Origin of the sequence: Methylobacterium litchii (assembly GCF_038442315.1) — a bacterium.
Lineage (GTDB): Bacteria > Pseudomonadota > Alphaproteobacteria > Rhizobiales > Beijerinckiaceae > Methylobacterium > Methylobacterium litchii.
Genome location: NZ_JBBXMY010000003.1, coordinates 201,315 through 214,721 on the forward strand (window position 1 = coordinate 201,315; position 13,407 = coordinate 214,721).

Below are 13,407 nucleotides of genomic sequence, written 5' to 3' on the forward strand. Positions count from 1 at the left end.
CCCGGGCGCCCCGCACGGGGCGCCCGGACCCGATCAGACCGCGTCCTTCGCGTCCGCCAGCAACTCCGCGAGACCTTTGTCGACTTCGGCGCCGAGCAGGGCGCGTTCGGCGTCGGTCAGGTCCCTTGCCCAGGCCGGGCCGCCGAACCCCTCCGCGCAGCGGGCGCGTTCGGAGGCGATGAAGGCTTCCGTCTCCTCGGGGCGGGTGCGCATGGCGTGGACGAGGCCGAACCATGCGGCCCGCTCCACCACCGCGAGGCGCGCGCGCAGGCGGATCGCCACCGCCTTGTCGGGATCGACCGTGTCGCTCATCCGTCCTTCTCCGCCAACTGTTCGATGAGGCCCTGAATCCGGCCGGGAACGGTCTCGTTGACCGACCGGGCATAGAGCACCCGCAATTGCCGGCCGATCTCCGCGAGGCTCAGCGAGCCCTTCGAGATCACCCGGTCGGCCTGGGCGCCGAGGCTCGCCTTCTCGGCGGGAGTGATCTCCTTCGCCGTCAGCACCACCACCGGCACGTCGCCGTCCGGCCGCGAGCGCAGGGCGCGGAGGAAGCCGAACCCGTCCATCTCCGGCATCATCAGGTCGAGGAGGATCAGGTTCGGCCGCGAGCGGTCGTAATGCTCCAGGGCGAGGCGCCCGTTGGCGGCCTCGTCCACGGTCCAGCCCTCGCGGGAGAGGGAGCGGCGCAGGCGCTCGCGCCCGTCCGCGTCGTCGTCCACCACCAGCACCCGCGCCTCGTTGGGCGCCTGGGGCCGGTAATGCTCCATCAGCCCCTTCAGCCGGTCCCAATCGATGGGCTTCACGAAGTAATCCGTGGCGCCGAGCGCCTGCCCGAGTCCCTGCTCGGCCACCACCGAGGTCATAATGACGGGGGTGCCGGCGAGGTCCGCGTCGTTGCGCACCGCGTGGAGCACCGCCCAGCCGTCCATGCGCGGCATCTCGACGTCGAGGAGGATCGCCCGCGGCCGCAGCGCCCGCGCCAGGGTGAGGCCCGCGCGTCCGTCCGCGGCGGTGCGGACATGGAAACCCTCCCGTTCGAGAAAGCGCTGGAGCAGTTCCCGCGCGGCCGGGTCGTCGTCCACGAGGAGCACGGTGTCGTGCTGCTCATGCGCCTCCACGGCGGGCAGCTCCTCCGCCGGATCGTCCTCCGTGATGAGGATCGAGGGCAGGCGCATGGTGAAGGTCGCGCCCTGGCCCGGCTGGCTCTCGACGCCGATCTCGCCGCCCATGGTGATGCAGAAGGCGCGGGTGATGGCGAGCCCGAGCCCGGTGCCGCCGAATTGCCGCGTCGTCGAGTCGTCGGCCTGCACGAAGCGCTGGAACAGCTTGCCCATCTGCTCCTTCGTCAGGCCGATGCCGGTATCGGACACGGCGAAGGAGAGCCAGTCGGCGCCGTCCTCCCGGTGGCGGCGCGCGGTGAGGGTGATCGTGCCGTTCTCGGTGAACTTCGCGGCGTTGCCGACGAGGTTCAGCAGGCACTGGCGGATCTTGGTCTGGTCCTGATGCATGGCGCCGAGATCCGGGCCGGCATCGAGGACGAAGCGGTTCGCCTTCTTCTCCACGAGGGAGCCGGTGGCGTCGGTCACGTCCTGCAGCAGGTCGGCGACCGTGAAGGTCTCGGCGGAGGCGGTGACGCGCCCGGCCTCGATCTTCGAGATGTCGAGGACGTCGTTGATGAGCGAGAGCAGGTGGCGGGCGGCCGACTCGATCTTGCGCAGGTCCGGCAGCAGCGCCGCCTGGCCGATATCCTCCAGCTCCTCGCCCAGCATCTCCGAATAGCCGATCACCGCCGAGAGCGGCGTGCGCAACTCGTGGCTCATGTTGGCGATGAACTGGCTCTTCGCCCGGTTCGCCGCCTCGGCGGCCTGCCGCGCCCGCTCGGCCTCGGCCTCGGCCTCCTTGCGGGCGGTGATGTCGGTATGGGTGCCGACCCATTCCCGCAGCGACCCGTCCGTGGCGAAGACCGGCACGCCCCGCGCCTCCATGTCCCGCCACACGCCGTCGTGCCGCAGGAGGCGGTGCGTCACCGCGTAGGGCACCCGCTCCTCGACGGAGCGTGCCCAGGCCTCGGCGATCTCCCCCCGGTCGTCGGGATGGATCGCATCGATCCAGCCCCAGCCCTGGTAGCCTTCCTCGGTCTGGCCGGTATAGGCGCCCCAGCGCGGCTGCGGCGGCAGCAGTTCGCCCTCCGCGTTGGTGTTCCAGATCACCGCCGCCGAGGCATCGACCAACGCCCGGAACCGCTCCTCGGAATGGCGCAGCCGCTCCTCGGTGACGCGGCGGCGGGAGATGTCGGTGTTGGTGCCGTACCAGCGCAGGATCGTCCCGTCCGGCGCCCGGTGCGGCATCGCCTGGGACAGGAACCAGCGGTACTCGCCGTCGGCGCCCTTAAGGGGGAACGTGTCCTCCCACGGCACTCCCGCCTCGACGGACAGGCGGTAGCGCACCTCCACGGCGGCGATGTGGTCCGGGTGGTGGATGTTGCGCCAGCCCCACCCCTGCATCTCGTCGAAGGTCGTGCCCGTGTAGGCGTACCAGCGGGCGTTGTACCAGACGATGTGCCCATCGGCCCGGGCGATCCAGGCGAGCTGCGGCAGGGCATCCGCGAGGTTGCGGAAATCGTCGTCGGTGACGGCATCGCCGCCCACTGGTTCGCTCATCGGTCCCGCCGGTCCTGGATTGCGCAAGAGGTAGGGCGCGTGCCCGCGAAAGGTATCCGCGCGGCTCACGCGCGCAGCGGTGCCGCCTTCATCTCGGCCCGCCGGCCGCGCAGGGCATCGACGGTGTAGAGGGCGAGGCCGAGCCAGATCAGCCCGAACATCGCCGCCCGGTGCGGCTCCACATGCTCGCCGAAGACCATCAAGCTCAGGATCAGCAGGCAGGTCGGGGCGACGTACTGGAGGAGGCCGAGGGTCGTCAGGCGCAGGCGCACGGCGGCGGCGGCGAACCAGATCAGCGGCAGCGCCGTGGTGAGGCCGGTGAGCAGGAGCAGGCCGAGCTTGTGCGGGTCGGCGGGCAGGAATGGCTCCGGCGTCAGCACCAGCCAGACGATGGCGATGGGCAGGAGGAGCAGCGTTTCGGCCAGGAAGCCCACGAGGGAATCCACCGCCACGATCTTCCGCACCAGCCCGTAGAGGGCGAAGGAGGTGGCGAGCGCCAGCGACATGAGCGGCAGGTCGCCCGCCCAGATCACCGCCACCAAGACCCCGGCCGCCGCGATGCCGATGGCGACCGCCTGCACCGGCCGCAGCCGCTCCCCGAGGATGAGCCGGCCGAGCGCCACGTTCATCAGCGGGTTGATGTAATAGCCGAGGCTCGCATCGAGCAGGTGCCCCCGGTCGATGGCGATGAGGTAGAGCAGCCAGTTCACGCCGATGAACAGCGCCGAGAGCACGAGCAGCCCGTGCTTGCGCGTCAGCGGGATCGGCAGCCGCAGGCGGTTGCGCCAGGCGAGCGCGAGGCACCCGGCGAAGACGGTCGACCACACGACGCGCTCGGCCAGGATGTACCAGGGGCTGAACCCGCCGAGCAGCCGGAAATGCAGCGGGACCACGAGGCCCCAGCTCAGATAGGCGGCGAGCGCGTAGACGAGGCCCACGGCGTTTCCCTCAACCCGGCTCGCGTTCGAGGAACCGGCTCGTGCGTCTCTAACCGAGACGGGGCCCTGTCGTCAGGCGCCTGGATGCAAAGCTGCCATCCGGGCGTCACCCCGGCGGCGTTCCTCCGCCAGGATCCAATCCCGGAAGCGGCGGATGCCGGGGGCGTCGTCGTCACGGGCGCGCCAGCAGAGGAAATGCAGGTCGCGCCGGATCCCCGTGCAGCGGCCCTCGCCTAGGCGCACCAGGGCACCGGAGGCGATCTCGTCCTCCGCGAAGCGCAGGGTCTCCAGGGCGACGCCCAGCCCCTGCACCGCCGCCGAGATCACGAGGGAGCCCCGGTCGAAGGCCGGGCCGCCGCGCGCTTTCGGCGGCGCGAGGTCGTTCTGCGCGAACCAATCCGCCCAGCGCACGGGGCTGAACGAGGATTCGAGCCAGGTCAGCCGGGCGATGGCGGCGGGGGAGAGGTCGGCGGCCGTGCGCGCGAGGTCCGGCCGGCACAGGGCGGCGATCTCCTCCGGCCCCAGGGGCTCGACCCGCAGCCCCGCCCCGCGCGGCGGCTGGCCGTAGGCGACCAGCACGTCGATCTCGGCGTGGCGCATCAGGTCCACGGGTTCGGCGCCGGAGGACAGGCGGATCGCGATGGCTGGGTTGGCCGCCACGAAGCCCGGCAGGCGCGGGCCGAGCCATTTCGTGGCGAAGCTCGGGGTGCAATGGACGGCGAGCGCCTGACCCGTGGCCGGCATCAGCTCCGCGCAGGCCGCCTCGATCCCGTCGAAGGCCCGCGACAGGCCGGCGAGCAGGCGTTCCCCGTCGGCGGTGAGGCTCGCCTGCCGGTTCTCCCGCCGGAACAGGGCCCGGCCGAACTGCCGTTCGAGCGCCCGGATCTGATGGCTGATCGCGGAGGGCGTGAGGCACAGTTCCTCGCTTGCCCGCGCGAAACTGCCGAGCCGCGCGGCCGCCTCGAAGGCGCGAAGCGCCGGAAAGCTCGGGATCCGCCGCATCGCCCGATCCATGAATTCCATTCACCTGTCGGTGAAAAATCGTCGTTTGTCAAAGGGCGGCGAGAGGCAGAAAAATAATTCCCATGCCGCGCAGACGGCAGACACAAAACCAATGATCCTGGGAGGATAACGACAATGGCGCAGGGGGTCGCAACTCTTGCCGGACCGGTCATCGACGAGGCGACACGGGTCTACCGAAAGGTGACGTGGCGTCTCGTGCCGTTCCTGTTCGCCTGTTACGTCGCGGCCTATCTCGATCGCGTCAACGTCGGCTTCGCCAAGCTGCAGATGCTGAACGATCTTCAGTTCAGCGAGACCATCTACGGCCTCGGCGCGGGCATCTTCTTCATCGGTTACTTCCTGTTCGAAGTGCCGAGCAACATGATCCTGCACAAGGTCGGCGCGCGGGTGTGGATCGCCCGCGTGATGATCAGCTGGGCGATCATCTCGGCCGCGATGATGTTCGTGACGAGCCCGACCATCTTCTACGTCCTGCGCTTCCTGCTCGGCGTGGCGGAAGCCGGCCTGTTCCCGGGCGTGATCCTGTACCTGACCTACTGGTACCCGTCCGAGCGCCGGGGCGGCATCATCGCCCTGTTCATGACCGGCATCCCGATCGCCGGCCTGATCGGCGGCCCGCTCTCGGGCTGGATCATGAACGCCTTCACCGGGATGCACGGGCTCGCCGGCTGGCAATGGCTGTTCCTGATCGAGGCCCTGCCCTCGCTCGTCCTCGGCTTCTGCGTGCTTGCCTACCTCGACAACGGCATCGCCAAGGCGAAGTGGCTCAGCGCCGACGAGAAGGCGCTGCTTCAGCGCAACATCGCCGCCGACGCCTCGACCGTGGCCGCGCATCGCTTCCGTGACGGCTTCACCAGCGGCTGGGTGTGGCTGCTGAGCGGGATCTATTTCTTCTTCATCATGGGCCTCTACGGTGTCGGCTTCTGGCTGCCGACGCTGATCAAGGGCGCGGGCGTCTCTGATCCTCTGCAGATCGGCCTGCTCACCATGCTCCCCTACGGCGCGGCGGCGGCGGCGATGATCGCGGTCGGCCGGATGTCGGACGCGGCCCGCGAACGGCGTTGGCACATCGTGGTCCCCGGCCTCGTCGGCGCCGCCGGCTGGCTGGTGAGCATCTGGTTCAGCCGGGACCTCGTCATCGCCGAAGCCGCGCTCACCGTCGCCACCATCGGCGTGCTCGTCACCCTCGCCCAGTTCTGGTGCCTGCCGACCGCGGTGCTCGCCGGCGCGGCGGCGGCCACCGGGATCGCGGTGATCAACTCGGTCGGCAACCTCGCGGGCTTCGTCAGCCCCTACCTGATCGGCTGGATCATCGACGCGACGAAGTCGACGAGCCTCGGTGTCTACACCCTGGCCGCCTGCCTCGCGATCGGCAGCATGCTCGCTCTCACCATGCCCAAGCGCCTCGTCAACCGCTGACGGCGCGTCTCCCTCCTCGACCCCTCACCCTCACCGAAAGGACACGCCATGCTCGACGAACACGATCACCACGACACCGTCGCCATCGACCTGCCGAACGACGATTCCGGCCGCAAGCGGACCTCGATCTACCAGCCCGAGCAGGCCGGCCTGATCTTCCCGGAAATCCCGGACTTCGCCAACCACGCCGAGGAGCGCGAGTACCGCAAGAAGCACCTCGTCGCCGCCTGCCGTTCCTTCGCGATGCACGGCTTCGATTACGGCTTCGCCGGGCACCTGACGATCCGCGACCCGGAGCGTCCCGAGCTGTACTGGACCAACCCGATGTGCGTTCACTTCTCGCAGGTGAACATGTCGAACCTCATCCTCGCCGACCATAACGGCCGGGTGGTCGAGGGCCGCTACGCGATCAACCGGGCCGGCTTCGTGCTGCACGCCGCCGTGCACGAGGAGTATCCCGAGGTCATGGCGATGTGCCACGCGCACACCACCTACGGCACCGCATGGTGCGCCACGGGCCGTCCGCTCGACATGATCAGCCAGGACGCCGCCGCCTTCTACAACAGCCACGCGGTGATCGGCGCCTCGGCCGGCGCGGTGGCGGTGGAGAAGGGCAGCGGGATGTCGGTGGCCCAGCAGATCGGCCGCAACCGCGGCGTGCTGCACCAGAACCACGGCCTGCTGACCTGCTCGCAGCACAGCATCGACGACGCGGCCTTCTGGTTCATCGCCCTGGAGCGCGCCTGCAAGCAGCAGCTGATGGTCGAGGCCACCGGCATCAAGCCGCAGCTGCTCTCCGAGAAGACCGCCCGCTACAGCCGCGAGCATGTCGGCAGCGACTATATCGGCTGGCTGCACTTCCAGACCATCTACAACCACATCGCGGCGACCCAGCCGGATATGTTCGCCTGATCGCTCCTTCGCCGGCCCGCTTCCTCAGGACAGCGGGCCGGATCTGGCGAGAGCGGCCTCGAGCAGAGGATGGCGCGGGGACGCGAAGGGGTTGGCGACGGTGACGCCACCCCAGCGGAAGCCGTCCTGAAGATCCTCGGTGAGGAGGAGGCGGCAGCCCGCCTGCGAGGCAGCGGCGAGGATCACCGCGTCCCAGATCGCGAGGCGATGCTCGGTGGCAATATCCGTCGCCGCCGCCAAGATCTCAGGCGTCGTCGGTACGGTGGTATAGAGATCGAGCCAGCCGAGAACCGTGGCGCGGGCTTGATCTCGCGTCCGTCTTCCCTTTCGGACCAGGACGTTGAAGGATTCTCCGAAGGCCTGAAGGGGAATGATCGTTTTGTCCCTGGGGATCTCGTTGATCATCCTGACCGCGATGTCACGCTTCTCCGCCGTGTCGATGCCTTCCGCATACATCAGGACATTGGTGTCGAAGGCGACCTTCACGGTTCATCCTCGTACAATTCCTCCCTCGTCCAACGTCCAGCATTCATGAGGGGCTGATTTCTCAGGCGTTCAAGCAAAGCTTCCTTCTTCGCGTCGCGCGCGGCATCGTCACTTTCGGCCGGGACGATGCGCGCGACGGGGCGTCCGTGGTTCGTCACGACGTAGCTGTGACCGTCGCGGACGCCACGCAGGATTTCGGAGAACCCGCGGTTGGCTTCCGCCGCCGAGATGGTCTTCTCCATGGGCGACCCCCAATCTAGTGAGATTGCCTACATTAGGAGACGAGCTGCACCCCGGCAAGGCTTACGGCGCCACCCAGCCCCCCTCCCAATCGGCCCCGTCCCGGCACCATGCCGCGCGGCGGTGGCCCCTGCGGTCGAGGTAGAGGAAATCGAGGCGCTGCGCCCGCACCACCACCGCGCAGAAATGCCGGCGGCCCGCCGTCTCCGCTGTCGCTTCGTCGGGGAGGGTGTAGGCGTTGCCGGCGGTCAGCGCCGTGCCGGGGGGCGGTTCGGCCGCATAGCAGACCCGGCTCATCGCCCGGGAGCCGGCCCAGGCCGCCTCGGCCAATGCGTCGTCCGTGTGCAGGACGGCCCGGCCCTCGATGCGGATCTGGATCTTCGCCGCCTCATCGTAGACGGCGAGCGCGCAGGCCGGGTTCTCGGCCAGCTCGAATGCCTTGTCCGAGCGGCGGTCGCAGTGGAACCGCAGGGTCCCGGCGACGGGATCGGCCTCGCGCAGCACCACCGTGCGCAGGCGCGGCCCCTCCCCCGCCACGGTCGCGAGGGTCGGCAGGTGGAAGCCGCTGCGCCCGTGCGCGGCCCCGTCCGCCAGGAGCCGCCAGAGCTCCGACAGGGTGGCGTCGAGGTCGTCGTAGAAGGGCGGCAGCGGGGTCATGCCGCCGCGCCGCGCTTGCGCTGCCGCTCGCGGAAAATCAGCGCGAGGTTGCGGACATAGATGCCCGTCGAGAGCCCCTGGCCGATGATGATCACCGGCTCCTTGCGCACGAAGCCGTAGACCAGGGTCATCAAGCCCCCGGCGATGGAGAGGAACCAGAAGGAGAGCGGCATCACGCTCTTCCCGGCCCGCTCGCTGGCGATCCATTGCAGGATGAAGCGGGAGCCGAAGATCAGCTGCGCCAGGATGCCGAACACGAGCCAGAAATCGAAGCGCGTGACGAACACGTCGTAGAAGTAGTCCGGTAGGTCGTGCGCGAGTTGGATCAGCATCCGACGTCTTCGTCCCTCGTGGCATCCGCCTCCCCCGCCGCCGCCTCGACGGCGCGCGGGGTGGCGCGCTTGCGCCGGATCAGCCACCACACCCCGGCGAGATCGAGGAGCCCGACCCAGAGACGGTCGAACAGCCCGTAATTCGAGGTGCCGGTGAGGCGCGGCCGGTCGATCACGTCTCGGTGGACGACCGTGTAGCCCTCGCGGGCGACGAGGGCCGGCATGAAGCGGTGGAGCGCGTCGAAGTAGGGCAGGCGCAGGTAGACGTGCCGCCGGAACAGCTTCAGCCCGCAGCCGGTGTCGCGGGTGGAATCCTTGAGGATCCGCCCGCGCACCCCGTTGGCGATGCGCGACTGGATCATCTTGAAGCGCCCGTCCTTGCGGCCGCGCCGCTGGCCCTGTGCGAGGCCGGCGCCCTCCCCGGCCTGTTCCAGGGCCTCCAGCAGCGCCGGAATGAAGGCTGGATCGTTCTGGCCGTCGCCATCGAGGGTGGCGACGATGGCGCCGCGCGCGGCCAGCACCCCGCTGCGCACCGCCGCCGATTGGCCGGCGCTGGCCTGATGCCGCAGCACCCGCAGCCAGGGGCGGCCGGCGCGGGCGGCCTCCAGGGCGGCGGGGGTCGCGTCGGTCGAGCCGTCATCGACGTAGATCACCTCGAAGGGCAGGCCGGCGCAGGCCTGCTCGATCTCGGCCACCAGCGGGGCGATGTTGCCGGCCTCGTTCTTGACGGGGACGACGACGGTCAGGCGGAGGGCGTCCGGGGACATCATGGGGTTGCCGCATAGGCCGTCACGAACACGCGGCGGCCGGTGTTGAGGTTGAAGCCCTCGACCACGCCGACCGGCGGCGGAGCGGGGCGGCCCACGGGCCAGGCGAAGTTGAACGCATCGCGCTCCTTGCCCTCCACGAAGAGCAGCCGGCAGCCGCCCCCCTGCAGGAAGGCCTTGGCCGCGTCGGCGTCGGGCAGGAGGTCGAGATTGGTGCCGGTGAGGAAGACGAGGCTCGGCTCACGGTAGCCGAGGCTCGCGATCAGCGGGTCGCGGCAGGGCAGCGTGTCCTTCAAGGCTGCAAGGCGCGGCGAGACCTTCAGCGCCGGCAATTGCCGCTGCGCGAGGCCGAGCACCGCCGGACCGAGCAGGCAGGAGGCGAGGATCGCGAGACCGAAGGCCCGCTCCGGGTGGGCGCGGGCGAAGGCGAGCCAGCTCGCCCCGGCCACGAGGCAGGCGGCGCCCAGTACCGGCAGTGCGAACCAGGGGATCGCGTGGTTGTCGAGCTTCCAGCCGGTGGCGCAGAGGCCCAGCGTCAGCCCGATCGGGATCGCCGGCACCAGCAAGGCCACCGCCCGCGCGCCGCGACGGCGGGGCGTAATCTCACCCCGCTCCAGGGCGATCACCGTGAGCACGGCGATCCAGGGCATCAGCGGCAGGACGTAATGCGGCAGCTTCGTGGGCACGGCCTCGAAGACGAGCCAGGCCGGCAGCACCGTCGCGATCAGGAAGGCGATGGCATCGTCCCGGCGCTCGCGCCACGCCAGCGGCAGGCTCATGGCGGCGAAGGCGGCACCGGGCCAGAAGGTCGCGAAGAAGGCGAGGCTGTAGGCGCCGGGCGGACCCCAATGCCGCTCGGCCCCGCCGCCGACCTTGCCGAGCATGTCCTTCCCGACCGCCTCGGCATAGAAGGCGCCGCCGCTCTTGAGCGTGATCGCCACGAACCACGGGGCGACGATCAGCGCCGTCAGCGCGAGCCCGGCCCAGGGGCGCAGGGGCTTCAGCCACGCGCCGGATCGCGCCTTCCACGAGAGGAAGAGGGCGGGCAGCGCCACGAAGAGCGGCACCATCGGCCCCTTCACGAGGATGCCCACGGCGAGGCCGAGCCAGAAGGCGAGGAAGATCGGGTTGCCGAGGCGCGACTCCCGCCCCAGCCACACCCGCGCCAGCGCCCCGAGGCTCGCGGTGGCGCAGGCGGCCAGCAGTGCGTCGGTCTTGGCGAGATGCGCCTCGGCGTTCAGCATCAGGCAAGCGCCGTAGAGGGCGGCGGCGAGGAGCGCGCTCCGGCGCGGCAGGAAGGCCAGCGCCCCCCAATAGGCGAGCAGCACCGAGCCCAGCGCCCCGAGGAGCGAGGGCAGGCGGTAGAGGGCGATCTGCGTGCGGGCGTGTGGCACGCCCAGCGCCTCGCCCGCCGCGACGGCGGCGGCCTGCGCCCAGTAGATGCCGACCGGCTTCTTGTTGCGCGCCTCGTCCTGGAAGCGGATCGACACGAAGTCGCCGGTCTCCAGCATCTGCTTGGAGGCCTGGGCGAAGCGCGGCTCGTCCCGGTCCATCGGCTGCAGGGAAATCTGCCCCGGCAGGAACAGGAGCAGGCACAGCAGGGCGAGGCCAGCGCAGGCGCGGGCATGGCTGGCGGACAGCCGGTCGAGCAGGGCGATGCGGCCTTCGCGCAGAGGACCGGACGGGGCGTCGCCGTCGCGCGCGAGCGCGCCGGCTGAGAGACGTGTGGTCATAAGCTCCGGGTCGCGGCTCTCCGATCCCGGTTCCTCAATCGGGATCGGGCGGGGAAAGTCAAATCCCGCCGGCCGTCGCCCGCAGCCGCGCGAAGCCGGCATCGAGGTCCGATTTCAGGTCGGCGAGGTCTTCCAGGCCGATATGGAAGCGCAGCGTCGGCCCGCCCGGCTGCCAGCGGGTGGCGGTGCGGAAGCTCGTGCAGTCGAAGGGGATGCACAGGCTCTCGAAGCCGCCCCAGGAAAAGCCCATCCCGAAAAGTTCGAGCCCGTCGAGCATGGCGGCCACGGCCGCCTCCGGCACGGGCTTCAGCACCACGCCGAACAGGCCCGACGCGCCGGAGAAGTCGCGCTTCCACAGGGCGTGGCCGGGATCCTCCGGCAGGGCCGGGTGGAGCACCCGCAGCACCTCCGGCCGGGCCTGGAGCCAGCGGGCGATGTCCAGGGCTTGGCGCTCGTGCTCGCGCAGGCGCAGGCCCATCGTGCGCATCCCGCGCAGGGCGAGGAACATGTCCTCCGGCCCGGCGCAGACCGAGAACTGGTGGTAGGTGCGGTTCAGCGCCGGCCAGTACTGGGCGTTGGCGGAGGTGAGGCCGAGGAGCAGGTCCGAGCCGCCGCTGAGATACTTGGTGCCCGCCTCCACCGCGATGTCGACGCCGCGCTCGTGCGGCGGGAACAGGAGCGGCGTCGCCCAGGTGTTGTCCATGATCACGCAGGCGCCGCGCGCATGCACCGCCTCGGCGATGGCGGGGATGTCCTGCATCTCGAAGGTCAGCGAGCCCGGCGCCTCGACCAGCACGGCCTTCGTGTTCCCGCGCATCAGGTCGCCGATGCCGGCGCCGACGAGCGGGTCGTAATAGGTGGTCTCGACGCCGAACCGCTTCAGCACCTCGTCGCAGAAGATGCGGGTCGGGCGGTAGGCCGAGTCGGTGACGAGGAGATGGTCCCCCGCCGAGACGGCGGCCATCAGGCCCATGGAGAGGGCCGCGAGGCCCGAGGGCGTCGCGACCGTGCCGGCGGCCCCGGCGATCTCGCTCCAGGCGTCGCAGAGCGCGTCCGAGGTCGGCGTGCCGTGGGTGCCGTAGGTGTAGCGCCCGCGCCGATGCTGAAGGTCGTCGTAGGTCGGGAACAGGACCGTGGAGCCGCGATAGATCGGCGTGTTGACGAAGCCGTGCTGCTCGGACGGATCGCGGCCCGCATGGACGAGGCGCGTGGCGGGGCCAAACCGCTTCTTCGAATCAGGCTTCGGCGTCAGGGACATCGGGACCATGGGTGAGGGTGAAGGGTTCCCGGCACGAAGCCGAGGCCGCCCTCCCCCGTCAAGACATACGGTCAGTTGAACCGCACGCCGATCTCGCCGAGGCTGCGCCACACCACCCGGCAGGTCCAGGGATCGCCGCCGGGATCGAGGGACAGCGTGAAGGTCTCCGGCACATGCCCCGCCTCGGGCAGGAGCAGGCGGGCGCCCGCCGCCGAGATGTCCCGCACGATGCAGGCATGCTGTGCGCCCTCGCCCGCCACGACCCGTCCGGGGCGGTCGAGGGGTACCCGCTTTCCCTGCCTCGCGCTCATCGGACTCGCTCCACCACAACTCATGGGCGAATAATGGGGGAGCCGTTCCTTAATAGGCCGTCCGGTCGATCTTCGGATTCTCGCAGTAACGGCCGAAAAGCGCCATGTGCCGCGACTTTAGCTTAGCGGAGTGTTTGCGGCGGGTCGCATTGCTGCGCCTCGTCGTAGGCCTGCATCCAGGCCTTGTAGTCCTCGGTGCCCTCGGCATAGGGGCACTCGCTCTTCGGCTTGCCGTAGAGCCGGGCGTTGCGGCCCTGGATGAAGGGGCTGTCGCTGGCGGTGGCCTGGACGTTCGACATGAAGTCTCGCGGGCGTCTGGGGTGGGGCTTCGTTAACGGCCACGGGCCTATTCTGTTGCCGTCCCGATCCCGTGTTCCCGAGTCCTGCGGCGTGCGTATCCTGCGTCCCTTCCTCGGCGGCCTCGTCGTCACGCTGTCGACCGCCATCGTGGTCTTGATCAGCGCCGATAGGCTCACCCATCTCGCGCCTCCGGCGCCGGTGGCCCGCGCCGTCGCCTTCGAACCCTCCGCAACCGGCTCGATCCCGGCGCCGCTCCCGGCCCCCGTGGCCGCGCCCAAGAAGGTCGCCCCGGCGATCCCGAACGGCTACGACACCGAGCGGCTGCGCGCGCTGATGGCGGGCGATCCGATCATGCGGGGCCGGTAGGC

16 protein-coding genes are annotated in these 13,407 nt (G+C 70.1%); 3 read left to right on the plus strand and 13 right to left on the minus strand.

The window, feature by feature from the left end; genetic code table 11:
• Positions 1-33: 33 nt before the first annotated feature.
• From AAHF99_RS08405 to AAHF99_RS08420, 4 genes are all read right to left on the minus strand, one after another.
• Positions 34-312, minus strand: a complete 279-nt coding sequence (locus AAHF99_RS08405; protein WP_342163713.1) for a hypothetical protein — start codon at positions 310-312, stop codon at positions 34-36.
• Positions 309-2,663, minus strand: coding sequence for a response regulator (locus tag AAHF99_RS08410; protein WP_342163714.1), 2,355 nt, complete (start codon positions 2,661-2,663; stop codon positions 309-311). The genes AAHF99_RS08405 and AAHF99_RS08410 overlap by 4 nt, the downstream gene beginning before the upstream one ends.
• A 65-nt stretch (positions 2,664-2,728) precedes the next feature.
• Complete coding sequence (rarD, locus tag AAHF99_RS08415) at positions 2,729-3,601, minus strand: EamA family transporter RarD (RefSeq protein WP_342163715.1); 873 nt, start codon at positions 3,599-3,601, stop codon at positions 2,729-2,731.
• A 72-nt stretch (positions 3,602-3,673) separates the two neighbouring features.
• Positions 3,674-4,624 carry a LysR substrate-binding domain-containing protein gene (locus AAHF99_RS08420; protein WP_342163717.1) on the minus strand — a complete coding sequence of 317 codons (951 nt, stop codon included), beginning with the start codon at positions 4,622-4,624 and terminating at the stop codon, positions 3,674-3,676.
• Positions 4,625-4,738: 114 nt separating this feature from the next.
• On the opposite strand from AAHF99_RS08420, the gene AAHF99_RS08425 reads away from it, so the two are divergent.
• On the plus strand, positions 4,739-6,043 hold the full coding sequence (locus AAHF99_RS08425; protein WP_342163719.1) for an MFS transporter: 1,305 nt from the start codon (positions 4,739-4,741) through the stop codon (positions 6,041-6,043).
• A gap of 48 nt (positions 6,044-6,091) precedes the next feature.
• A complete protein-coding gene (locus AAHF99_RS08430; RefSeq protein ID WP_243956201.1) occupies positions 6,092-6,955 on the plus strand; it encodes a class II aldolase/adducin family protein in 864 nt (287 codons plus the stop codon).
• 24 nt (positions 6,956-6,979) lie between these two features.
• On the opposite strand, the gene AAHF99_RS08435 is transcribed toward AAHF99_RS08430, so the two are convergent.
• The 9 genes from AAHF99_RS08435 to AAHF99_RS08475 form a co-directional block, all read right to left on the minus strand.
• Positions 6,980-7,441, minus strand: a complete 462-nt coding sequence (locus AAHF99_RS08435; protein ID WP_342163721.1) for a PIN domain-containing protein — start codon at positions 7,439-7,441, stop codon at positions 6,980-6,982.
• Positions 7,438-7,683, minus strand: a complete 246-nt coding sequence (locus AAHF99_RS08440) for a type II toxin-antitoxin system Phd/YefM family antitoxin (protein ID WP_342163722.1) — start codon at positions 7,681-7,683, stop codon at positions 7,438-7,440. Before AAHF99_RS08440 ends, AAHF99_RS08435 begins: the two co-directional genes overlap by 4 nt.
• Positions 7,684-7,744: 61 nt before the next feature.
• Entirely contained in the window at positions 7,745-8,338 is a 594-nt protein-coding gene (locus AAHF99_RS08445) for a pyridoxamine 5'-phosphate oxidase family protein (RefSeq protein ID WP_342163724.1), read from the minus strand.
• Positions 8,335-8,670 (minus strand): lipid-A-disaccharide synthase N-terminal domain-containing protein, encoded by a 336-nt coding sequence (locus AAHF99_RS08450; protein WP_342163725.1) that lies wholly within the window; start codon positions 8,668-8,670, stop codon positions 8,335-8,337. Before AAHF99_RS08450 ends, AAHF99_RS08445 begins: the two co-directional genes overlap by 4 nt.
• Positions 8,664-9,440, minus strand: coding sequence for a glycosyltransferase family 2 protein (locus AAHF99_RS08455; RefSeq protein WP_342163727.1), 777 nt, complete (start codon positions 9,438-9,440; stop codon positions 8,664-8,666). The genes AAHF99_RS08450 and AAHF99_RS08455 overlap by 7 nt, the downstream gene beginning before the upstream one ends.
• Positions 9,437-11,170 (minus strand): ArnT family glycosyltransferase, encoded by a 1,734-nt coding sequence (locus AAHF99_RS08460; protein ID WP_342163728.1) that lies wholly within the window; start codon positions 11,168-11,170, stop codon positions 9,437-9,439. Before AAHF99_RS08460 ends, AAHF99_RS08455 begins: the two co-directional genes overlap by 4 nt.
• Before the next feature lie 58 nt (positions 11,171-11,228).
• Positions 11,229-12,428 carry a cystathionine beta-lyase gene (metC, locus tag AAHF99_RS08465; RefSeq protein WP_342163729.1) on the minus strand — a complete coding sequence of 400 codons (1,200 nt, stop codon included), beginning with the start codon at positions 12,426-12,428 and terminating at the stop codon, positions 11,229-11,231.
• 71 nt (positions 12,429-12,499) lie between these two features.
• On the minus strand, positions 12,500-12,739 hold the full coding sequence (locus tag AAHF99_RS08470; protein ID WP_342163730.1) for a PilZ domain-containing protein: 240 nt from the start codon (positions 12,737-12,739) through the stop codon (positions 12,500-12,502).
• Between the two features lie 122 nt (positions 12,740-12,861).
• Positions 12,862-13,038, minus strand: coding sequence for a ribosome modulation factor (locus AAHF99_RS08475; protein ID WP_342163731.1), 177 nt, complete (start codon positions 13,036-13,038; stop codon positions 12,862-12,864).
• Positions 13,039-13,129: 91 nt separating this feature from the next.
• Between AAHF99_RS08475 and AAHF99_RS08480 the strand changes: the two genes are divergently transcribed.
• Positions 13,130-13,405 (plus strand): hypothetical protein, encoded by a 276-nt coding sequence (locus AAHF99_RS08480; protein WP_342163732.1) that lies wholly within the window; start codon positions 13,130-13,132, stop codon positions 13,403-13,405.
• The last annotated feature ends 2 nt before the right edge of the window (positions 13,406-13,407 follow it).